The sequence below is a fragment of the Streptomyces sp. NBC_01352 genome (assembly GCF_036237295.1).
GTDB classification, from domain to species: Bacteria; Actinomycetota; Actinomycetes; order Streptomycetales; family Streptomycetaceae; genus Streptomyces; species Streptomyces plumbiresistens.
Genome location: NZ_CP108354.1, coordinates 1721997 through 1742208 on the forward strand (window position 1 = coordinate 1721997; position 20212 = coordinate 1742208).

Consider the following 20212-nt stretch of genomic DNA (forward strand, 5'->3'; position numbering starts at 1 on the left):
GATAGATTCCCATCGCGCCTCGATCGAAGGAGAGACGATGGGAAAACTGCCCGTGCTGGCGCTGCGAGCCGTACTCGTGGCGCTGCTCGCCGGTTCCCTGTTCGTGCAGACAGTGATGGTGCCGCTGCTGGCCGAGGACCTGGACGGGCTCAACGCCGACTACGCGTACCTGCGGACCCCGTTCCTCGTGATCACGGTCCTGGGGATCGTGACGGTCCAGGTGGTCCTGGTCTGCGTGTGGCGGCTGGTGACGATGGTGCGACGCGGGACGGTGTTCTCCCACGGCGCCTTCCGGTACGTGCACATCGTGATCGGCGCGATGGTGGCGGCCGCGCTCCTGGTCTTCGCGCTCGGAGTGGTCCTGGCGCCGGGCGAGGCCGTGGCCCCGGGCGTCGTGCTCCTGCTGGGCGGCGTCGCCCTGGCGATCCTGGGCATCGCCCTCATCGTGCTCGTCCTGCGCTTGCTGCTCGCCCAGGCCGTCGCGCGCGACGTCGAGGCGACGCAGATGCAGGCCGAGCTGTCCGAGGTGATCTGATGCCGATCACCGTCGACATCGACGTGATGCTGGCCAAGCGCAAGATGTCCGTGGGCGAGCTCGCGGACCGCGTCGGAATCACCCCCGCCAACCTCGCCGTCCTCAAGAACGGCCGCGCCAAGGCGGTGCGCTTCACGACACTCGCCGCGCTCTGCGAGGTACTCGAGTGCCAGCCGGGAGACCTGCTGCGCTGGGAGACCGAGGACGCCACGGACGGCTGACGGCCAACGCCCGGGATCCTTGCCGTCACGGAGCGACGATGACCCTCAGCGCCTCCCCGTCGTCCATGGCCCGGTACCCCTCGGGTACGGCCTCCAGGGAACGGCGCGGGCGAGGACACGACCCGGCTCGACGGTGCCGTCCAGGACCGCGAGCGGCGGCTCGTCGATGCAGGCGCGCACCGGCGCGGGACCACCGGTCAGGGGACGTTCGAGCCGAAGAGACTGCCGAAGCCGACGGGCGCGCCCTCGCACGGCGGGACACCGACCCGGCCGATCGCCCCCGGCCATCTCGTAGGCGGGCATGTGCCCGACGGCCTCCAGTACGGCGCGCGTGCCGTCCCGGTGCCGGCGCACTCCGGTGCCGGTCGCGTCGACGGTGGTCATGTCGTGCGGCAGCGCGGACGCGAAGCCGCGCAGCGCTCCGCAGCCGAGCGGCACGCCGGGCGGGGCGATAGGAAGCGGTCGTCTCCCGGCTCGGTCAGGAGTCGAGGTCGTCGGCGAAGTGCCGGAACCCCTGCCTGTCGCGGTGGATGGCCCACAAGGTGTCCGCCAGTACGGCCGGGTCCTTGCGGTGGTGGCCGGGGACGATCGCGCCGGGGATGATCAGCTGTGCGACGTGGATGCCCTCGGGGGCGAGGGTGTCGTGCAGCAGCCGGCCGTAGGCGCTCTCGGCGGCGAAGGCGATCGAGGTGCCCGCACGGTCGGGGTGCGGGACGACGGCGGTGCCGCCGTTGACGAACAGGACGGTGCCGCGGCCGAGCGCCCGCAGGTCCGGCAGCACCTGCCGCACGGCGGCGACCGGGCCGTGGACGGAGAACGCGAGGGGACCGACGAGGTCGGCCGGGGTGGTCTCCAGCACGGGCCGCATGAAGTCCCGGTGCGGGACCGGGCTGTACTGGAGGATCTCGATCGGGCCCAGGGTGGCGTGCGCCGCGTCCAGGGCGGCCTGAAGGGCATCCGGGTCACGTACGTCGGCGGCGAAGCCGCGCGCCGTGACGCCGTCGCGCAGGAGGTCGCCGGCCAGGGTGTCCAACCGCCCCTGGTCACGGGCGATCAGCGCGATGTCGTGGCCCTCGCCGCCGAACCGACGGGCGACCGCGGCGCCGAGGCCCGGTCCCGCTCCGATGATGGCCATGGTGGTCATGAGACGTCCTTGAGGGTGGAGGTGTCGATGGCGAAGCGGTGGCGCACGTCGGAGGCGAGGACGCGCTCGTACGCCTCGTTGATCCTCTCGGCGGGATGACCTCCGCTTCGGCGCCCACACCGTACTCGGCGCAGAAGTCGAGAGCCGCCTCGTCGAGGCCCCTCACACCGACCGACTCGGTTACGGATGTGTTCCGAACTCTTGACGCCCGTCTTATGACTGCGTAGACATGACAGCGCAGTCAGACAAACGGCGTCTGACATCATTGGGCTCGATCGTGCGGCCGTCGGGAGGCGTGATGACGCGAGGGACAGGGCGGGAGCAAAGCCCCGCGGCGCCGCGCAGCGTGGACGTGGCCCGGCTGGCCGGGGTCTCGCAGAAGACGGTGTCGCGGGTCTTCAACGACGAGCCGTACGTCTCCGCCGAGGTGCGCCGGCGCGTCCTCGAAGCCGCCGAACAGCTCGGTTACCGCCGCAACAACGCCGCCCGCGCGCTGGCTTCCGGACGGACCCGCTCGATCGGCGTGGTCACGCTGGGCACGGCCCTGTACGGACCCGCCTCGCTGCTCATGGGCGTCGAACGGGTCGTCAGGGACACGGGCTACGCGCTCCGCGTGGTCAACACCATGGAAGGTGACCCGGCGGGCCTCGCCGGCGCCGTCGGCTCGCTCCTGGACCAGGGCGTGGACGGCATCGTCATCTCCGAGCCGATCGAGGAGGAAGGCGCCGAAGGAGACCTCACGGTCCCCGTCAACGTGCCGGTCCTGGTCCTCGGCGCGCCCCCGCCCTTCACGGCCTCCACCGTGCTGTACGGGGCGGGCGGCGCCGACCTGATGGCACGGGCGGCCATCGAGCACCTGCTGGACCTGGGCCACCCGACCGTTCATCATCTCGCCGGTCCCCAGCGGTGGTACGCCGCCAAGGACCGTCTCGAGGGATGGCGGGCGGCGCTGGCCGCCCACGGCAGGGACCGACCGCCGGTGATCGAGGGCGACTGGTCGGCCGCCTCCGGCTACGCGGCGGGCCGGGAACTGGCCGCCGACCCCGAGGTGACGGCGGTGTTCGCCGCCAACGACGACATGGCCATCGGCCTGATCCGCGCCCTGGCGGAAGCCGGCCGACGGGTTCCGGAGGACGTCAGCGTCGTCGGCTTCGACGACATCCCGGTCGCCGCCTATGTGACTCCTCCGCTGACCACGGTGCGGCAGCAGTTCGACACCGTGGCGCAGGAAGGGCTCAAGCGACTCGTGCATGCCATCGAGAACCCGCAGGCAGAGGCGCTGCCCGCGAGCGACCCACCGGTGCACCTGGTCGTCCGTGCCTCGACCCAGCCCCCGCCGCCCCGGCGGCCCCCGGGACGTCGACGACATACCGCCTCCCGACCCGGTGGCGGGCCGCACGATCCCCCGCCCGCGAACGGAGGTTCGTCCACCCACCACTGAACAGGGCCGACCAGTCCGGGCCACCGAGCTCGGACCGGGCCTGTGATCCCGGGGCGAGCCGCCGAACCGGCCATCGCTCAGCCCTGTTCCTCCCGATCGCGTCCCCGCCGCTGCGGACGACCCCGCACCACGGACGACGCGCGCGTTCCCCTTCGCCAGGCGGCCGTCGGGCCGCATGCCGCAGCGCTCTGCGGCTCTCCGCTTCACGCACCTGTGTGCCGCATCTCGGTCGCAGCCCGCGCAGCCGGGCTCCCCAACCCGTCGGCCTCGACGCCCAGTCGTCACGTCCGCGCGTTGTCTCCCCTTCGTCATCCCCCTTCGGCACGCCCTCGCCCGGCGTGCTGACCCCTTCGCCATCGGCGGGAGTTCACCATGCCCATATCCGGATCCTTCGCCGGCTCCTCCTCCATGAACCGTCGGCTCTTCCTCACCGCGACGGGAGCGCTGTCGCTGAGTGCCGCGCTGTCCGCCTGCGGTGGCGGCGGTTCCGACGACTCCTCCGCCGCCGCCGACCCGGTCGGCCAGGCCGACATCGACAAGGCGATGAAGACGCCGACCGAGCTGACGTTCTGGACCTGGGTCCCGAACATCGCCAAGGAGGTCGCGCTCTTCGAGAAGAAGTACCCGGCCATCAAGGTCAAGATCGTCAACGCCGGCCAGGGCACCCCGCAGTACACCAAGCTGCGTACGGCGCTGAAGGCCGGCAGCGGCGCTCCGGACATGGTGCAGATCGAGTACCAGGCCATCCCGACCTTCACGATCACCAACAGCCTGCTGGACCTGCGGCCCTACGGTGCCTCCGCGCTCAAGGAGCAGTTCGTCGACTGGACATGGGGCCAGGTCAGCGGCAGCGACGGCGAGGTCTGGGCGATCCCCCAGGACACCGGCCCGATGGGCATGCTCTACCGCAAGGACATCTTCGACAAGCACGGCATCGAAGTCCCAGGTACCTGGGACGAGTTCGCCGCTGCGGCGCGCAAGCTGCACAAGGCCGACCCCGAGGTCTTTCTCACCAACCTCGCGGCCAACCAGCCCGCCGCCTGGCACGGCCTGCAGTGGCAGGCGGGCGCCAAGCCGTACGTCACCTCCGGCAAGAGCGACATCACCATCAGCGTCGACGACGCGGTCTCCAGGAAGCTCGGCGAGTACTGGGGCGGGCTCGCGAAGGAAGGCGTCATCGGCGTCGAGCCGGACTTCACCGACGCCTGGTACGCCGCGCTCAACAAGGGCAAGTACGCCACCTGGATCACCGCCGCCTGGGGCCCCGTCTTCCTCTCCGGCTCCGCCAAGGACACCGCGGGCAAGTGGCGGGCGGCCCCGCTGCCCCAGTGGGACACGGCCAAGCCCAGCTCGGGCAACTGGGGCGGCTCGACCACCGCGGTCATCCGCTCGACCAAGAACCCGATCGCGGCGGCGATGTTCGCGCAGTTCCTCAACACCGACCCGGCCAGCGCGCGGATGTTCGCCACCGAGCAGTTCTTCTTCCCGGCGACCAAGTCCCTGCTCACGGACGCCGAGTTCGTCGGCGAGGCGTCCTCGTTCTACGGCGGCCAGAAGGTCAACCAGCTGTTCGCCGACATCGGTTCCACGGTCAACGCCTCCTTCCAGTGGCCGCCGTTCCTCGACCAGGCGGCCACCGACTGGACCGAGACGGTCGGCAAGTCCCTCGCCGACAAGACCGACCCCGTCCGCGCGCTCGGCACCTGGCAGTCGCGGCTGACCACGTACGCCAAGGACCAGGGCTTCACCGTCAAGGGGGGCTGAGATGGCCGTCACCACCGCGACCTCCGCCAAGGGGAGGCGCCGTGCGGCAGGACCGCTGTTCGTCGCCCCGTTCATGGTGCTCTTCCTCCTGCTCTTCCTCGCCCCGCTCGGCTACGCCGCCTACCTGAGCCTGTTCCAGGAACGCCTCATCGGCGGGACGGCGTTCGTGGGGCTGGACAACTACGTCAAGGCCGTCCAGGACCCGCTGCTCATCCACGGTGTCGGACGCGTCGCGCTGTTCTTCGTGATCCAGGTCCCGGTGATGCTGCTGCTGGCGCTGCTGTTCGCCCTCGCGCTCGACAGCGGGCTGCTGCGGCTCGCCCGGGTGATCCGGCTGGGCATCTTCGTGCCGTACGCCGTGCCGAGCGTGGTCGCCGCGCTCATGTGGGGCTATCTGTACGGTCCGGACTTCGGCCCGTTCGCCCAGCTGAGCCGGAACCTGGACCTGCCGGTCCCCGACTTCCTCAGCGAGGGCTGGATGCTCGGCAGTCTGGCGAACATCGTGACCTGGGAGTTCGTCGGCTACAACATGATCATTCTGTACGCCGCGCTGCGCACGATCCCCCAGGAGCTGTACGAGGCGGCCGCGGTGGACGGGGCCGGCGCCTGGCGGACCGCCTGGTCCGTCAAGCTGCCCGCGCTGCGACCCGCGCTCATGCTCACCCTGCTGTTCTCCATCATCGGCAGCTTCCAGCTGTTCAACGAACCGAACCTGCTGATGAAGATCGCCCCGGACGTCATCAGCAGCTCCTACACCGCCAACCTCTACGCCTACTCACTCGCCTTCACCGGCCAGCAGGTCAACTACGCGGCCACGGTGTCCTTCCTCCTCGGCCTCGTCATCGTGATCGCCTCCTACGCCGTCCTGCTCACCGCGAACCGCAGGAGGACACCGTGACGACGACCGCCCCCGCGGCCCCGATCACCACGGACCGCTCACCCACCAAGCCTCCCGCCAGGCGCGGGCCGTCGTCCTCCCGGCGTCGCAGTACCCCCCTGACGATCGCCATGCTGGCCGTCCTGGCCTACTTCCTCCTCCCGCTGTTCTGGCTGCTGATCGCCTCGACCAAGAGCACCCAGGACCTCTTCAACAGCTTCGGCCTGTGGTTCTCGGACGCCCCGCAGCTGCTGGCCAACGTCAAGGAGACCTTCACCCAGGACGACGGGGTCTTCGTGCAGTGGCTGCTCAACACACTGCTGTACGCCGTCGTGAGCGCCCTCGGCGCCGCCCTGCTCGCGGCCGCGGCCGGATACGGCTTCGCCAAGTTCCGCTTCCGCGGCGACCGGGCCGCCTTCAACCTGGTCCTCGGTGCCGTCATGGTCCCGACCACCGCCCTGGCGATCCCGACCTATCTGCTCTTCGCCGAGGCGGGCCTGGTCAACACCCCCTGGGCGATCATCCTGCCCTCGCTGGTCAATCCGTTCGGCCTCTACCTCATGCGCGTCTACGCCCAGGACGCCGTCCCCGACAGCATCCTGGAGGCCGCCCGCATCGACGGCGCCGGGGAAGCCCGGATCTTCTTCACCATCGCCCTGCGCCTGCTCGCGCCGGGCCTGGTGACGGTCCTGCTGTTCACGCTCGTGGCGACCTGGAACAACTACTTCCTGCCGCTGATCATGCTCAACGACCCGGACCTGTACCCCATCACGGTCGGGCTCTCCTCCTGGGCCGCCCAGGCCCAGAACGGCGGGGCCGGCGCCAGCAGCGACATGCTCGCGCTGGTCGTGACCGGCTCCCTGATCTCGATCCTTCCCCTCGTCGCGGCCTTCCTGCTGCTCCAGCGGTACTGGCAGAGCGGCCTGGCCGCGGGCGGCGTCAAGCAGTAGGCACGCAGCCCTCGTTGTCACCCCACCTTTCCCCGGAGGTTTCCTTCATGGCGGCTCTGCCTGCCCGCGTCCTCTTCGGCGCCGCGTACTACCACGAGTACCAGCCGCCCTACGGCACCGAACGCCCCGACGAACGCCTCAAGACCGACCTCGACCTGATGGCCGACGCGCATGTCACCGTCATCCGGGTCGGCGAGTCGGTGTGGTCGACCTGGGAATCGGAGAACGGGCGGTTCGACCTCGACTGGCTCCAGCCGGTCCTGGACGGCGCCCACGAGCGCGGCATCTCCGTCGTCCTCGGCACCCCGACCTACGCCGTCCCGCCGTGGCTGGCCCGCCAGTACCCGGAGATCACGGGCGAGCGGCGCACCGGCGAGCGCATCGGCTGGGGCGCCCGCCAGGAAGTCGACTTCACCCACCCCGCGTTCCGGTTCCACGCCGAGCGGGTCATCCGCAAGATCGTCGCCCGTTATGTCGACCACCCGGCGGTCATCGGCTTCCAGGTCGACAACGAACCGGGCCTGGAACTGTTCCACAACCACGGTGTGTTCCAGCGCTTCACCGACCACCTGCGCGCCAAGTACGGCGACGTGGAGACCCTCAACCGCGAGTGGGGCCTGGTCTACTGGTCCCACCGCCTCTCCACCTGGGCCGACCTGTGGACACCGGACGGCAACGCCCAGCCGCAGTACGACGTCGCCTGGCGGGAGTTCCAGGCCCGCCAGGTCACCGAGTTCATCGGCTGGCAGGCCGACATCGTCCGCGAGTACGCCGGCCCCGAGCAGTTCGTCACCACCTGCATCTCCTACAAGCGTCCCGGCGTGGAGGACGACGAGCTGACCGACCGCCTCGACATCGCATCCGGCAACCCGTACTACGACATGCAGGACGGCCTCCTGCTCCCCGACCCCACGCCCGACGACCACCGGCAGACCTGGAAGACGACCGGGGTGTGGTCCCTCTACCAGACCGCCGACTGGATGTTCTCCTCGCGCCAGGAGCCGTTCCTGGTCACCGAGACCAACGCCGGCTCGATCGGCTTCCCCTGGGAGAACCGGCCCGCCTACGACGGCCAGTGGCGGCAGGCGGCCTGGGCGCTGGTCGCACGCGGTGCCCGCATGATCGAGTACTGGCACTGGCACACGCTGCACTTCGGCGCGGAGACCTACTGGGGCGGCATCCTGCCCCACACCGGCCGGCCGGGCCGCACGTACGCCGAACTCGCCCGTCTCGGCGCCGAGTTCGAGGCGGCCGGTCCGCTCGTCGCCGGGCTCGAACCGGACGCGGACATCACGATGGTGTACTCGACGCCGAGCAAGTGGCTCATGCAGAAGTACCCGCCGCTCGCGACACCCGACGGCGAGCCGGACCCGGAGGCCTACCACCGCATCTTCGACCCCCTCTACCGCGGCGCCTTCGACGCCGGCCGCCAGGTGCGCATCGTGCACGCCCGCCAGCTGCACGACCCGCGCGGCGAGCGGGAGGGCCTGACACCCGAGGAGGCCGTCGGCCGCCACCCGGTCCTCGTCGTCCCGGCGTTGTACATCGCCGCCGACTCGACGCTCGACTGGCTCGCGGCCTACGCGGAAGCGGGCGGGCACCTGGTCCTCGGCCCGCGCACCGGCTACGCCGACCACGAGGCCCGCGCCCGGCAGGAACCGGCTCCCGGACGGCTGGTGGAGGCCGCGGGTGTCCACTACGACGAGTTCAGCAACCTCGTACGGGAGGTCCCCGTGCGGTCGGAGTCCGGCGGGCCGCTCGACCTGCCCGAGGGGGCGACGGCGACCCGCTGGGCGGACGGCCTCACCGTCACCGACGCCGACGTCCTCGTCACGTACGACCACCCGCACTTCGGCCGCTGGCCCGCGGTCACCACCCGCCGTCACGGCGCGGGCCGCGTCACCTGCGTCGGCACCGTCCCCGGCCGCGACCTCGCCCGGGCACTGGCCGCCTGGATGGCACCGGCGTCCCGCAGCGCGTGGCGGGACCTCCCGGCCTCCGTCACCGCGACGACCGGCACGTCACCCGACGGGCGCCGCGTCCACGTCGTCCACAACTGGAGCTGGGAGCCGGCGAGCGTCCCGGTCCCGGTGGACCTCTCCGACGCCCTGGACGGCACGTCCCTGCCCGCGGGCGCGGCGCTGGAGCTCGGCGCCTGGGACGTCCGTGTCCTCGTCTCCTGATCGAACCCCTGTGACCATGGTCGTCCCCCGAGGAGGGGCTATGCGGAGAAGAAGAGTGGGCAAGGCGCTGGGAACGTTCGTCGCGGCCTCCGCGATGCTGGCGATACCCATGACCGGTGCGCAGGCGTACAACCCGACCGGTGGGATCCTCTACCAGCTCGGAAGCGAACCGTGTCTGAAGGGGCGGGGCAACTGCGCGGTCTACCCGAAGTCGGCGCAGCTGCCGAGCGGACGTCTGGTCGCGTCGTTCGAGAAGTCCACGGTCGTGACGGCGACCGGCAGCGCCGACAGACAGACGCTCCCCGTGCACAAGAGCGACGACCACGGAACCTCGTGGCAGCCGCTGTCCGAGGTCAAGGCGCCGGCGTACCTCTCGAGCGACCCCAAGTACGCGAAGTACACGAGCAACTGGACGAACCCGTACTTGTACACGCTGCCGCAGGACGTGGGGGATCTGAAGCAGGGCACGCTGCTCCTCGCGAGCGTCGTGTCGGGCGACGACTACTACTACAAGGAGCACAAGGCGGCCGACCCGAACTGGACGCCGTCCAACGACGGCGACCGCAAGGACCTGGCGATCGCCCTGTACTCCAGCACCGACGAAGGCGCGACGTGGAAGGTCCTCAACATCGTCGCGACGGGCGGCTGGCAGGGCGGCAGTGCGGGCGCGGTCGGCCAGAACATCGCGAACGCCAACACGAACAAGCAGGTGGATCCCCTGTGGGAGCCGTACCTGATGGTCTACAAGGGCAAGCTCGTCTGCTACTACTCCGATGAGAACGACTACATCGGCTTCAACTCCGCCACCGGTGTGCCCACCCTGGACCCGGCGAACGACACCGCGCCCGACTCGCACGGCCAGATCCTCGCCCACAGGACCTGGGACGGCCGCAGCACCCAGTGGAGCTCCCCCGTCCTCGACATCGCCGGACTGACCCAGAACATGGGAGGCGGCAAGACGGAGATCGGCGGCGGCCGGCCGGGCATGACGAACGTCGTGCGCACGACGGACGGCAAGTGGATGCTCCCCTTCGAGTACTGGGCCGGCGGAGCCAACACCAGGTACGTGCTCGCCGACAGCCCGTTGGAGTTCTACCGGGGCTCCGCCACCGGAACGGACGTCGGCTCTCTGCCGGTCGCCACCGGCTCCCGTCCCCTCTCGGGGGGCGGCAGTCCGGTCATCATCCGGCTTCCCGGCGGGCGCCTGGTCTACAACGCGGCCGGCAGCGGCAACGTCTGGGTCAACGAGAGCGGGCGCAGCGACGGCACGTGGAAGGAGTACCAGACGACCTCACCGGCCGGATACAGCCGCAACCTGCAGTACGTCGAGGGCACCGGCCGCATCGCGATCCTCAACAACCAGGGCACCTCGACGCTCGCCTTCGCCGAGGTGGACCTCGGCAACTCGGACGGCGCCTACCACCAGGTGGTGAACCGGAAGACGGACCAGGTCATCGGCACCGGGAACAACACCACCGACGCGAACATCGGCAACGCGGACGTGCCCGATGTCGTCCTGGAAGAGCCCGGCGCGGCGGCGAACCCGGCCACCCAGTACTGGCACGTGGTGACCGAGCCAAACGGCGGCACGACCCTGCTGAACAAGTCGGGCGGCCGGGCGGCGGCCATCTGGACGGGGAACGCGACGGCCGGTCAGCGGATCGGCCAGTGGGTCGACAACAGCGCCACCGGCAGCTGGAACCTGATCAGGACGAGCGACGGGTTCTACAAACTGCAGGCGGTCAAGAACACCAGCCTGTATCTGACCGGGGCGTCCGACGGGGCGGCGCTCACCCTGCAGACCGCGACCACGGACGGCTCGCAGGACTGGGAGCTCGTCCAGTAGGCCGCTCGCCGTGCCGCCGCCCTCACACGTCGGTGTCCGGCCAGCCCAGCAGTCTGGCGCCGATCACCGCGGTCTGCAGGGTGTAGCGGTGAACCGGGTCGGCCGGATCGGCGCCGGTCAGTTTGTGGATGCGCTCCAGCCGGTAGGTGAAGGCGCGCACGCTCAGGTTCAGGCGGCGTGCCGCCTCCGCGGCGACGCAGCCCGAGTCGAAGTAGGCGGTCAGCGTCTCGACGAGCGGGCGGGCTCCGCCGCGCGCGGTCCGGAGCGGGCCGAGGGTGTTGGCAACAAGGTCGGCCATGGCCTGCCGGTCGCGGGTCAGGACGGGGTAGACAAGGAGGTCCGCGGCGCGCAGCACCGGCTTGTCGAGGTGCAGCCGGTCGGCCAGGTCCAGGGCGTTGAGGGCCTCTTCGTAGGAGTGGACGACTCCCCCGGCGCCCGGGTGGGGGCGCCCGATGGCGACCTGACCGCCGTCGGTGGCCGCGTGCGCCTGTTCGGCGAAGAACACCAGCACGTCGTCCTGGTCGCCGGGCGCGATACAGACCAGCCGCCCGTCCTTCGTGGTGAGCAGGATGCTTCGCTCGCCGAACCGGCCGGTCACGGCACTCTCCACCTGCCGGGTGGCCGGGTCGATGTCCTCGACCGGCTTGCCGCCCTGAGCGACGGCCACCGCATGGGCACGTGACAGGAGCAGCCCGAAGCGTACGGCTCGTTCGGCCAGGCGGCCCAGGTCACTGCGGCCGTAGAGCAGGTCGTCGATGAACTCGCGGCGTACGGCTTCCTCCTGCCGCACGGCGAGCGTCTGCGCGCGTTCGTGCCCTTCGGCGAAGGCGTCGATCGCCTGCTCCACGGCGGCGAGCAGGCGATCGCCTTCGGCCGACGACAAGGTGGGCCGGCTCTCGCGCGTCACGGACAGATGCCGACGGACCAGGGCCCGCAGACCGAGGCCGGCCTCGGCGGCACGCTCTCCCCTGGACCTCAGGGCCTCCAGTTCGTCCCGGGTGAGGCGGCGGCCGGTCGCACACACCTCGGCCAGCATCTGGGCATACCCCTCCAGATACTCGTCGGGGATCTCCCGCCCTGCCACCTGTCCTCCTGTGTCCTCGACTGTGTCCTCGACTGTGTCCTCGACGTGCTGCCGCGGCCGGCCAGGACATTGACGCGCAACTTACGCGGCGCGTTCCCCCGGGCGCACACTGGTGGTGTGCTGTCGGTGCTCACAAGGGGGTGTCGGCCGATGGCCGCGTCACGGTGTGCGCGCGTGCGGTTGTGGCGGTGGCGGCGCAGCCCGCTTCGGCGGCGCAGCGACGTCATCGAGGCCTGGGTGGTGCTCGCGGGGTGGCTGTTCGCCCTGGTGGGTGGGCTGCTCGTCGGCCAGGTGACGGCGGACGCGGTGGAGCGGTCCGCCGAACGGCAGCGGGCCGAGAGCCGCGAGGTCGCGGCCGTCCTCGTCGAGGACGCGGACGACCAGGCGCCCGCGCGGGTGGGGAGCGACTACCGGGTGCGGGCCACGGTGCGCTGGACCGCGCCGGACGGCTCGACACGCACGGACGAGGCGCGGGTGCCTGCCAAGACCCGGGCCGGAACGACGGTTGCCGTGTGGACGGACCGGAACGGCAAGATCACGGACAAGCCCCTGGACCAGGGGGAGATCCGGTTGCACGCGGTCTCGGGAGGCGTCCTCGCGGCGCTGAGCGCGGGCGGGGCGGTCCTGGGCACGGTGTGGGTGGCGCGCCTGGGGCTCGAGCGAGGGCGTATGGCGCAGTGGGCCGCGGAGTGGGAGCGGATCGACACACGGCGGGGCTGGAAGACGGGCTGATTGTACGAGCCACTCTCGACGTCAGCCGGTGACGTCGATCTTCCCGTTGGCTTCGGCGGGAGCCGTGGTCGGGGACATGGTCACGGGCTGCGCATCGCTGCCTCGCCCCTGGGTGAGGTTCTTCAGCAGTTCGGCGAGGTCGACTCCGGTGGTGGAGCAGCCGAGGAGTTCGACCCCCTTGGCGACATTGTCGGCGACGGTTCGCGACAGCCGGCTCGCGCCGTCCGTCGAGATCACCTTCATCTTGTCGATGGCGCTCAGCGGCTCGGACACCTCGGCGGCACCCCTCGCGCCGATCGCCGCCGCCTCGGCCTCGCGCTCGATGCGTACCGCGTCGGCGAGCGCGGCGCGGTGCGCCTTCTCGCCCTCACCGGTCAGACGGGACCTCTGGGCGTCCGCCTCGGCCTGCTTGACCAGGGCGATCCGGCGGGCATCGGCCTCCTGCTCGGCCTGGTAGCGGGCGGCGTCGGCGGGCTTGCGGCGCTCGGCGACCTTCTCCTGTTCGGTCAGGACCTCCTGGCTGCGCGCGGCCTCGGCCGGCGGACCCGCGGCGCGCGCGGCGGCCTCGTCGGTCTCGGCCTTCAGTCGCGCCTGCTCGGCGGCGCGCCGGGCCATCGCCTCGGCGATGTCGGCCTCCTGCGCTGATGAAGGCATGCCCACATGCGGGAGTCCCCCCCCATTACATTGCCTGCTTCGGCCCGTCGGTCAGGGGTGCCGAACGCTCCCCATTTCGGCGCTGAACGCCACGGGATCGCAGTCGAAGCCCCGGATCCTCTCGTGGAACTCCCATCCGCCGGAGGAATCCCTGGCGAATTCCGCAACCGTCGCAGCGGTGGCTCCGGCGACCCGCGTGAAGTCGTCGTTCAGCAGCTCCTTGTACGCCTGGACGACGACGACCCCTGTGTTCGTCAGGTCGCCGAAGGTCTTGTGACCGCCGGTCTGATGGATGGCCACCCCTACGACCACGCGCGCGAACGAGGGTGCCAGCCGGTCGAGTTCCAGCACCATCACCTCGACGAATCCGAAACCCTGGCCGGTCTCGCTGTGTCGGCTCATGTTGATGGTGCCGTCCGGCGAGCGGCTTTCGGTGTGCACCACGTATGCCGGTCGCCCGTAGGGGTCGTCGACGGAGTAGGTCGCGGCCATGATGTCGAGATGGTGAGGTGGCTGGTCCCAGGAACTGGGATCCCAGCGGAGCCTTACTTCGACCTTCTCGAGCCCTTTGCCGACGCTGCTCACCGAAAGCTGCCTCTCCCGCATGGTGCCACCACTGGACGATCCTGCCTGGTCAAGTATGGCTCTTTGACGCCCCGTTGATGCCGACCGAGAGCGCCTGATCGGGTAAAGCGGGGGTGATGAGACGTCGACAGAGCCCCCACCGGCAACTTAGGTTAGGCTAAGCTAATACGCCTTGGAGGCTCTGTTTCGCGGGCGCGTCACGCAGAGGGGAATCGCCCATGGGCTTGCCGGCCATCGACTCGTATCCCATGCCGGGCAGCTCCGTTCTCCCTCGGCCGCACGTCTCCTGGAGGATCGATCCGGCGCGTTGCGCACTCCTGGTCCACGGCATGCAGAACCATTTCGTCGGCGCTTTTCCGGCCGGGCGTTCTCCCGTGGTGGAACTCGTCGACAACATCGTCGCGCTCCGGGAGCTCGCCGGAGCCCTGGGCCTGCCGGTCGTCTTCAGCGCGGAGTCCACCGGACAACGGCCGGGCCGACGTGGTCTCATGGCCGAGGTCTGGGGGCCGGGTACCGGCCATGGGCCGGATGCCGCCGCGATCATAGAGCCGCTCGTACCGCGCCCCGGCGAGCATCTGTTGAGCAACGTGCGCCACAACGCCTTCCTGCGCAGCCATCTCGGCCGGCTGCTGCGCTCGGAGGGCCGCGACCAGCTGATCGTGTGCGGGGTGTACGCGCACCGCGGCGTCCTCCTGACGGCGGCGGACGCCTTCATGAACGACATCCAGCCGTTCATCGTCGCGGACGCCGTGGCCGACCTCTCCGCCGAGGAACACTCCATGGCGCTTCGGTGGGCGGCGCGCAGTGGCGTGGTCTGCTCGACGGCCGCCCTGCTGCGCGATCTGCTCCTGCACCGCGGGCGCCGGAACACCTGACCGGGCTGGACATCACACACTCCCAAGTGGCCGGCAACCGCTCGGCCTTGGGGGTCGCCGGGTCGCGCCTACGCGCACGGGCCGCCCGGATACTCGTCGGTCTCCGGTACGCCCGCCTCCCGCATCCTGCGCAGAACCTCGGGCTGGACCGTCTCGTCACCCCCGTCCACAGGGCAGTTGATGTCCCTGTCGAAGACCAGGGTCTCCCCGGCCGTGTTCCAGATCACCCAGCGGTGCCGGTGCCCGTCGTCCTCCCAGAGGTGGGCGTAGCTCTCGACCGGTGCCGTCTTCCCGCTCATGATGCCGCCTTCCAGGTGTCACGGCCGTCGACGTATGTCGCCACGACCTCGATGTCTCCGATCCGCGACGTGTCGACGCGCCGGGGGTCGTCGCCGAGCACGACCAGGTCGGCGAGCTTGCCCGGGGTGAGGGTTCCCACGCGGTCCTCCCAGTGGCAGGCGAAGGCGCCGGCGACCGTGTAGGCGTGCAGGGCCTCGTCGACGGTGATGCCCTCGTCCGGTCCGATCACCCGGCCGGACTCGGAGGCGCGCTCGACCATGAACTGGACGGCCCGCAGCGGGGATCCGTCGGTGACGGGGCGGTCGGAGCTGCCGACGAGGGTGATGCCGTGGTCCAGGAACGCCCTGCCGCGGTAGAGCCACGGGGCACGCTCCTCCCCCATGATCGCCGCGTAGTCGTCGCCGAAGTAGCGCAGGAAGTTGGGCTGGACGACGGCGCTGACGCCGAGTCGGGCAAAGCGCGGGAGCTGGTCGGGGCGGATCAGTCCGGCGTGCTCGATGCGGTGCCGGGCGCCGGGGCGCGGGCGCAGCCGTTGGGCCCGTTCCAGAGCGTCGAGGGCGACGTCGGCCGCGCGGTCGCCGATCGCGTGGACGGCGAGCTGCCAGCCGGCGAGGTGGCCGGCCACGATGGTGTCCGCGAGCACGTCCGGGTCGTCCTGCAACTGGCCCGCGCCGTCCAGCCCTTCGTACGGGCTGCTGAGCGCGGCGGTGCGGGCCATCATGCCGCCGTCGGTGAAGACCTTCAGCGCGCCTACCGAGAGCCGGTCGTCGCCGAACCCCGTACGCAGGCCGAGGTCGAGTGCCCGGGGAATGCCGTCGTCCGTGTGTGCGGCGACCGGGTGCAGCCGGTCGGCGGACACCATGAGCTGCACCCGTAGCGGCAACAGACCCATCTCACGGGCGAGTTGGTAGGCGCCCAGCTCGACCGGGCTGTGGCCCAGGAGGGTGCCGCCGATGCCTGCCTCGGCGCAGGCGGTGACTCCCTCGGCCAGGCAGGCCCGGGCGGCGCGCCCGATCGCCTCGGCCAGCTCCTGCTGGGAGTGGGGCAGACGCAGTGCGCGGGCGGCTCCCATGGCGCCCTCGGCGAGGAAGCCGTTGTCGTGCGGGATGTCGGCGGGGAGCAGGTCGAGCACGGCGGAGTTGACGACGCAGCCGTGCCCGGAGTCGTGCAGCACGAACAGCTTGTGCCCGTGGCTGACCTGGTCCAGTTCGGCGGCGGTCAAGTGGCGGCCCAGGGCCCGCTGGTCGTAGCCGGCGATGCTCACCCAGGCGCCGGGCGAGCCCTTCCGGGTGACGGCCTCCTCCACGACGGCGAGCACGTCGTCGACCCGGGTGCGGCCCGCGATGCTCGGGGTGTGCTGCTTGAACCCGGTCCAGGCCAGGTGCACATGGGCGTCGATGAAGCCGGGCAGCACCGTGGCGCCCTGCAGGTCGATCACCTCGCGCGCGGGCAGGGAGGTCACGGCCTCGTCCAGACCGACGATCCGGCCCTGCCAGATGCCCAGGTCGTGGGCGACGGGATGGTCGGGGTCCATGGTGAGGAAGCGGGCGTTCGTCAGCCTGGTGGAGAGCATCGGGCGTCAGGCGTCCATGGACTCGGCGAGGGAACGGGGGCGCAGATCGGTCCAGTTGGCCTCGACGAACTCCAGGCAGGCGTCCCGCGTGTTCTCCGCGAAGGCGATCGTCCACCCCCCGGGCACCTCCGCGAAGGACGGCCAGAGCGAGTGCTGGCCCTCGTCGTTCACGAGGACGAGGAAACGGCCGTCGGCGTCGTCGAAGGGGTTGGTGCTCATGCGCGGTGCCTCCTGGGGAATAAGGTTAGGCTCGCCTAATCAGCATGAGCTTAGCCTTCTCACTTTCCGCTCCACAAGGAGACGTTCATGAGGTTGGTGGGGGACGACACCTTCGCCGCGTTCGGACTGCCCGGCGCACCCGGCACCGACGAGTTCTGGGCGGCCGCGAGCACACCCGCGTCGATACCCGACGGCGACGGCTGGGTGACCCTGTTCCTGCGGCGCGGGTCCGACGCGGCGAGCATCGCCTTCGAGAGCTGGTCGGATCCGGTACCCCTGCGCCGGTGGGGCGACACGGACTGCTGGTACGCCGAGGTGCGCATGCCCGCGCGGCTGCGGGTGACCTACCAGTTCCTGGCGGGCGACGCGGCGTACGCCGACCCGCTCAACCCGGTCGGTGCGGGCGGTGACCGGTCCATCGCCGCGACCCCGGACGCCCCGGCCCAGCCGCACTGGCCCGTCGTCGGCGCCGATGTCGTCCTGCCCCTCCCGCGCACCCGGATCCGCTGGACCAGTGAACGGCTCGGCGGGCGGCGTACCGTACGCGTCCACCCGGTGGGCGGCGGCGGACCGGTGGTCCTGCTGCTCGACGGGGACGACTGGCTGTACCTGCACCCGGCCATGACCGCGTTCGACTCCGCCGTCGCCAGTGGCGACATGCCCCCGGTCACCCTCGTCTTCCTGCCGGCCAAGGACAGGAAGGCCGAGTTCGGGTGCAGGCCCGAGCTGTGGGAGGCGGTCCGGGACGAACTGCTGCCCCTGGTGGCGGAGTCCGGCGTACCCGCCGACCGGGACCGGCTGGTGGTCGCCGGGCAGAGCCTCGGCGGGCTGAGCGCGCTGTACGCGGCAATGGAGTTCCCGGACCTGGTGTCCCGCGTCGCCTGCCAGTCCGGGTCGTTCTGGTGGACACCCGACGCCATGGACCTGGCGGACCCCTTGGGCGGCCCGGTCGGCGGCGCCGTCGCCGCGCGCCTGCGGACCCTTGGGCCCGGCCTGTCCGGTCTGCGGGTCGCGTTCGACGTGGGGGAACACGAGACCCGGATGCTGCCCCACTGCGAGCTGACCGAGACCCTGACCGAACAGGCCGGTGCGACCGTACGGGTCGCGCGGTCGGCGTCGGGCCACGACCGCGCGGGCTGGCGGCACGCCCTGCTCAGGGATGTCGCCTGGGCACTCGATCACAACGGCTGACGCAGTGAGGTGAATCGGCGCTGCGGCCTTCGTCACCCAGGCTGCTGCGGGATCAACGCCGACGCGGGCGCCAGAGTCCGGCCGCCGTCCTGGTCGCCGGGGAGCGCCGCGTCGTGCACCGGCATGTCGTCCCGTATCAGGTTCTCGGGGATGAGGACGGCCGCCGTGGCCCCGCCGCTCGCCGAGGAACGCAGTTCGACGCTCAGACCCTGCCGGGCGGCGATGCGGTTGACCACGAAGAGCCCGATCTGCTTGGCGTCGAGCAGATCGACGTTCTCGGACTGGATCTTGCGGTTGGCCTCGGCCATCGCCTCCTCGTCCATGCCGAAGCCGCTGTCCTCGATCTCGATGACGAGGCCCTCGCGCATCCGGGCGGCCCGCAGCCGGACATGGGCGCTGGGCGGTGAGAAGGAGGCCGCGTTCTCGACGAGTTCGGCGAGCAGGTGGATGACGTCGGCGACGGAGCCGCCGTGGACGGAGACGCGCGGTACGGCCCAGATCTGGACCCGGCCCGGCTGCTCGATCTCCGCGACGGCGGCCCGCAGGACGTCCACCAGCGGGATGGGGTCGCGCCAGCCGCGTCCGGGCGCGATGCCGGACAGGATGAGCAGGCTCTCGGAGTGGCGGCGCATCCGGGTGGCGAGGTGGTCGACCTGGTACAGCTCCTGCATCTCGGCCGGGTCGCGCGGGCGCTGCTCCAGTCGGTGCAGCAGGTCGAGCTGGCGGTGCAGCAGCACCTGGCTGCGGCGGGCGAGGCTGACGTACACCCCGGAGATGCCGCTGAGCAGTTCGGCGCGCTCGGACGCGGCCTTGAGCGCGGCCCGCTGCACGGCGGTGAGCGCGGAGCCCACCTGGGCGAGTTCGTCGCCGACGAGGCGGCGCATCGGGGCCTCGGCGTCGATGTCCACGCCCTGCCCGGCGTGCAGTCGGCGCATGGCCTTCGGCAGCCGGCGCCCGGCGACCTCCAGGGCGGAGTTGCGCAGGTCGAGCAGTTCGACGATGAGCCCGCGTCCGACGCCCACGGACACGAGCAGCGACAGCAGTACACCCACCAGACCGAGGACGACGGCGATGCCGGATGCGCCCAGCGTGTCCCAGCCGAACGGGTTCGCCTTGGCCGTGGCCCCCGTGCCGGCGTCCGACTCGGCCGCGGCGAGCCCCTTCAGCACGGCGTCGGCGGCCTGGTCCCAGTCCCTCAGGAAGCCCGCGGAGACGACCGAGGCGCCGGGCCCGGCGCCGCGCACCCGGTCCTCGCCGGCCGCGAGCCCGTCGTAACCACCGCTGTCCAGCACCGCGTCGTACGCCGCCCGGTGCGCCGGCTTCAGGTCGGCGACCGCGGGCCTCAGGAGCTCCCGCTGGGTGGCGACGGCGCCGACGAACTGCGTGTACTGCTGCGTGGTGAGGTTCCCGGCCGCACTTGCCGCGGCGAGAACGGCCTGCTCCTGGGCCACGGCCTCGCGGGCGCGGGCGAGTTCGAGGACGACCCGTGCCTCGGATGCGGCGTCGGTGCCGTTCTCGCCGGTGAGCGCGCCGGTGACGGCGAAGGCGTGCTCGATGACCGTCGAGTACCCGGTGAACGCCGCCTGGGCGGTGCCCTTCCCGTCGGTCCGCTCGCGCAGCGCTGTGAGTCCGCGCGCGTCGGCCTCCAGACGGTCGATGCGGGCGGGCAGCCCGGCGTCGAGGAGCTCGGCGTCCGCGGTGGCGGCGTTGGCGCCGTTACGGAAGGCGGCGGCGGCCCGGTCGGTGGCCCTGCGTGCGTCTTCGATCGCGTCGAGTCCGGCCGGGTCCGGCGCGGCGGCGCGGCGCGCGACGGCGGTCCGTTCGGTCTGCAGCGCCGAGACGAAGTCGTCGAGGGGGGCGAGGAGTTCGGCGTTGACGTCCTTGACCCGCTGGGTGTCGTCGATGCTGGAGGCCGTGGTCACCGCGGCGAAGCCCCACAGCGCCATGAGGGACACGATGGGCAGCATGAGCAGGGCGACGATCTTGGCCCGGACCGACCTGGGGCGCAGCCGTTCCGTTGTTCGGGTGACACGCATGG

General features: G+C 71.2%; 19 protein-coding genes and 2 pseudogenes. 11 read left to right on the top strand and 10 right to left on the bottom strand.

Going from position 1 to position 20212, the window contains the following annotated elements:
* Window positions 1–37: 37 nt before the first annotated feature.
* Together OG252_RS08285 and OG252_RS08290 are read left to right on the top strand one after the other, a co-directional pair.
* A complete protein-coding gene (locus OG252_RS08285) occupies window positions 38–535 on the top strand; it encodes a DUF2975 domain-containing protein (RefSeq protein WP_329334877.1) in 498 nt (165 codons plus the stop codon).
* Window positions 535–756, top strand: coding sequence for a helix-turn-helix domain-containing protein (locus OG252_RS08290; protein WP_266450918.1), 222 nt, complete (start codon window positions 535–537; stop codon window positions 754–756). Before OG252_RS08285 ends, OG252_RS08290 begins: the two co-directional genes overlap by 1 nt.
* Window positions 757–801: 45 nt before the next feature.
* Here the strand turns inward: OG252_RS08290 and OG252_RS08295 are convergent, their stop codons facing one another.
* From OG252_RS08295 to OG252_RS08305, 3 genes and pseudogenes are all read right to left on the bottom strand, one after another.
* The gene (locus OG252_RS08295; protein ID WP_329334880.1) at window positions 802–1194 is read right to left on the bottom strand and encodes a hypothetical protein; all 393 of its coding nucleotides are present in this window, start codon (window positions 1192–1194) and stop codon (window positions 802–804) included.
* A gap of 40 nt (window positions 1195–1234) precedes the next feature.
* A complete protein-coding gene (locus OG252_RS08300; protein ID WP_266450917.1) occupies window positions 1235–1900 on the bottom strand; it encodes an SDR family NAD(P)-dependent oxidoreductase in 666 nt (221 codons plus the stop codon).
* A pseudogene (locus OG252_RS08305) lies at window positions 1897–2045 on the bottom strand (alcohol dehydrogenase); the annotation flags it as partial. The gene OG252_RS08300 and the pseudogene OG252_RS08305, both read right to left, overlap by 4 nt.
* 153 nt (window positions 2046–2198) lie before the next feature.
* Between OG252_RS08305 and OG252_RS08310 the strand changes: the two are divergent.
* The 6 genes from OG252_RS08310 (at window position 2199) to OG252_RS08335 (ending at window position 10961) form a co-directional block, all read left to right on the top strand.
* Complete coding sequence (locus tag OG252_RS08310) at window positions 2199–3341, top strand: LacI family DNA-binding transcriptional regulator (protein WP_329334882.1); 1143 nt, start codon at window positions 2199–2201, stop codon at window positions 3339–3341.
* A gap of 372 nt (window positions 3342–3713) precedes the next feature.
* Window positions 3714–5105: an ABC transporter substrate-binding protein gene (locus tag OG252_RS08315; RefSeq protein ID WP_329334884.1), complete on the top strand. Its 1392-nt coding sequence runs from the start codon at window positions 3714–3716 to the stop codon at window positions 5103–5105.
* Between the two features lies 1 nt (window position 5106).
* Window positions 5107–6003, top strand: coding sequence for a carbohydrate ABC transporter permease (locus OG252_RS08320; RefSeq protein ID WP_329334886.1), 897 nt, complete (start codon window positions 5107–5109; stop codon window positions 6001–6003).
* A complete protein-coding gene (locus OG252_RS08325) occupies window positions 6000–6932 on the top strand; it encodes a carbohydrate ABC transporter permease (RefSeq protein WP_406497108.1) in 933 nt (310 codons plus the stop codon). The genes OG252_RS08320 and OG252_RS08325 overlap by 4 nt, the downstream gene beginning before the upstream one ends.
* Before the next feature lie 47 nt (window positions 6933–6979).
* A complete protein-coding gene (locus tag OG252_RS08330) occupies window positions 6980–9115 on the top strand; it encodes a beta-galactosidase (RefSeq protein ID WP_329334888.1) in 2136 nt (711 codons plus the stop codon).
* Window positions 9116–9155: 40 nt separating this feature from the next.
* On the top strand, window positions 9156–10961 hold the full coding sequence (locus tag OG252_RS08335; RefSeq protein ID WP_329334891.1) for an RICIN domain-containing protein: 1806 nt from the start codon (window positions 9156–9158) through the stop codon (window positions 10959–10961).
* A gap of 22 nt (window positions 10962–10983) precedes the next feature.
* Here OG252_RS08335 and OG252_RS08340 read toward each other — a convergent pair whose 3' ends face one another.
* The gene (locus OG252_RS08340; RefSeq protein ID WP_329345103.1) at window positions 10984–11997 is read right to left on the bottom strand and encodes a PucR family transcriptional regulator; all 1014 of its coding nucleotides are present in this window, start codon (window positions 11995–11997) and stop codon (window positions 10984–10986) included.
* A 198-nt stretch (window positions 11998–12195) separates the two neighbouring features.
* Between OG252_RS08340 and OG252_RS08345 the strand changes: the two genes are divergently transcribed.
* Window positions 12196–12777 carry an Rv1733c family protein gene (locus tag OG252_RS08345; RefSeq protein WP_266450911.1) on the top strand — a complete coding sequence of 194 codons (582 nt, stop codon included), beginning with the start codon at window positions 12196–12198 and terminating at the stop codon, window positions 12775–12777.
* Between the two features lie 21 nt (window positions 12778–12798).
* Here OG252_RS08345 and OG252_RS08350 read toward each other — a convergent pair.
* Both OG252_RS08350 and OG252_RS08355 read right to left on the bottom strand, forming a co-directional pair.
* Window positions 12799–13455, bottom strand: a pseudogene (locus OG252_RS08350) (flotillin family protein); the annotation flags it as partial.
* Between the two features lie 27 nt (window positions 13456–13482).
* Entirely contained in the window at window positions 13483–14037 is a 555-nt protein-coding gene (locus OG252_RS08355) for a TerD family protein (protein WP_406497104.1), read from the bottom strand.
* A gap of 308 nt (window positions 14038–14345) precedes the next feature.
* On the opposite strand from OG252_RS08355, the gene OG252_RS08360 reads away from it, so the two are divergent.
* Window positions 14346–14891, top strand: a complete 546-nt coding sequence (locus OG252_RS08360; RefSeq protein ID WP_443068394.1) for an isochorismatase family protein — start codon at window positions 14346–14348, stop codon at window positions 14889–14891.
* Window positions 14892–14959: 68 nt separating this feature from the next.
* Here OG252_RS08360 and OG252_RS08365 read toward each other — a convergent pair whose 3' ends face one another.
* The 3 genes from OG252_RS08365 to OG252_RS08375 are packed head-to-tail and all read right to left on the bottom strand — an operon-like array spanning window position 14960 to window position 16983.
* A complete protein-coding gene (locus OG252_RS08365; protein ID WP_266450909.1) occupies window positions 14960–15190 on the bottom strand; it encodes a hypothetical protein in 231 nt (76 codons plus the stop codon).
* The gene (locus tag OG252_RS08370; RefSeq protein ID WP_329334893.1) at window positions 15187–16764 is read right to left on the bottom strand and encodes an amidohydrolase; all 1578 of its coding nucleotides are present in this window, start codon (window positions 16762–16764) and stop codon (window positions 15187–15189) included. Before OG252_RS08370 ends, OG252_RS08365 begins: the two co-directional genes overlap by 4 nt.
* A gap of 6 nt (window positions 16765–16770) precedes the next feature.
* Window positions 16771–16983 carry an MbtH family protein gene (locus OG252_RS08375; protein ID WP_307678831.1) on the bottom strand — a complete coding sequence of 71 codons (213 nt, stop codon included), beginning with the start codon at window positions 16981–16983 and terminating at the stop codon, window positions 16771–16773.
* A gap of 87 nt (window positions 16984–17070) precedes the next feature.
* On the opposite strand from OG252_RS08375, the gene OG252_RS08380 reads away from it, so the two are divergent.
* Window positions 17071–18174 (top strand): alpha/beta hydrolase-fold protein, encoded by a 1104-nt coding sequence (locus OG252_RS08380; protein WP_329334897.1) that lies wholly within the window; start codon window positions 17071–17073, stop codon window positions 18172–18174.
* 32 nt (window positions 18175–18206) lie between these two features.
* Here OG252_RS08380 and OG252_RS08385 read toward each other — a convergent pair whose 3' ends face one another.
* Window positions 18207–20210 carry a sensor histidine kinase gene (locus tag OG252_RS08385; RefSeq protein ID WP_329334899.1) on the bottom strand — a complete coding sequence of 668 codons (2004 nt, stop codon included), beginning with the start codon at window positions 20208–20210 and terminating at the stop codon, window positions 18207–18209.
* Window positions 20211–20212 lie beyond the last annotated feature (2 nt).

Bases quoted from the DNA above. Each gene is read 5' to 3' on its own strand.
- OG252_RS08370 (WP_329334893.1), bottom strand. From the start codon at position 16,764: ATGCTCTCCACCAGGCTGACGAACGCCCGCTTCCTCACCATGGACCCC.
- OG252_RS08300 (WP_266450917.1), bottom strand. From the start codon at position 1,900: ATGACCACCATGGCCATCATCGGAGCGGGACCGGGCCTCGGCGCCGCG.
- OG252_RS08340 (WP_329345103.1), bottom strand. From the start codon at position 11,997: ATGCTGGCCGAGGTGTGTGCGACCGGCCGCCGCCTCACCCGGGACGAA.
- OG252_RS08375 (WP_307678831.1), bottom strand. From the start codon at position 16,983: ATGAGCACCAACCCCTTCGACGACGCCGACGGCCGTTTCCTCGTCCTC.
- OG252_RS08335 (WP_329334891.1), top strand. From the start codon at position 9,156: ATGCGGAGAAGAAGAGTGGGCAAGGCGCTGGGAACGTTCGTCGCGGCC.
- OG252_RS08345 (WP_266450911.1), top strand. From the start codon at position 12,196: ATGGCCGCGTCACGGTGTGCGCGCGTGCGGTTGTGGCGGTGGCGGCGC.
- OG252_RS08355 (WP_406497104.1), bottom strand. From the start codon at position 14,037: ATGCGGGAGAGGCAGCTTTCGGTGAGCAGCGTCGGCAAAGGGCTCGAG.
- OG252_RS08380 (WP_329334897.1), top strand. From the start codon at position 17,071: ATGAGGTTGGTGGGGGACGACACCTTCGCCGCGTTCGGACTGCCCGGC.
- OG252_RS08320 (WP_329334886.1), top strand. From the start codon at position 5,107: ATGGCCGTCACCACCGCGACCTCCGCCAAGGGGAGGCGCCGTGCGGCA.
- OG252_RS08330 (WP_329334888.1), top strand. From the start codon at position 6,980: ATGGCGGCTCTGCCTGCCCGCGTCCTCTTCGGCGCCGCGTACTACCAC.
- OG252_RS08290 (WP_266450918.1), top strand. From the start codon at position 535: ATGCCGATCACCGTCGACATCGACGTGATGCTGGCCAAGCGCAAGATG.
- OG252_RS08310 (WP_329334882.1), top strand. From the start codon at position 2,199: ATGACGCGAGGGACAGGGCGGGAGCAAAGCCCCGCGGCGCCGCGCAGC.
- OG252_RS08315 (WP_329334884.1), top strand. From the start codon at position 3,714: ATGCCCATATCCGGATCCTTCGCCGGCTCCTCCTCCATGAACCGTCGG.
- OG252_RS08365 (WP_266450909.1), bottom strand. From the start codon at position 15,190: ATGAGCGGGAAGACGGCACCGGTCGAGAGCTACGCCCACCTCTGGGAG.
- OG252_RS08385 (WP_329334899.1), bottom strand. From the start codon at position 20,210: ATGCGTGTCACCCGAACAACGGAACGGCTGCGCCCCAGGTCGGTCCGG.
- OG252_RS08360 (WP_443068394.1), top strand. From the start codon at position 14,346: ATGCAGAACCATTTCGTCGGCGCTTTTCCGGCCGGGCGTTCTCCCGTG.
- OG252_RS08285 (WP_329334877.1), top strand. From the start codon at position 38: ATGGGAAAACTGCCCGTGCTGGCGCTGCGAGCCGTACTCGTGGCGCTG.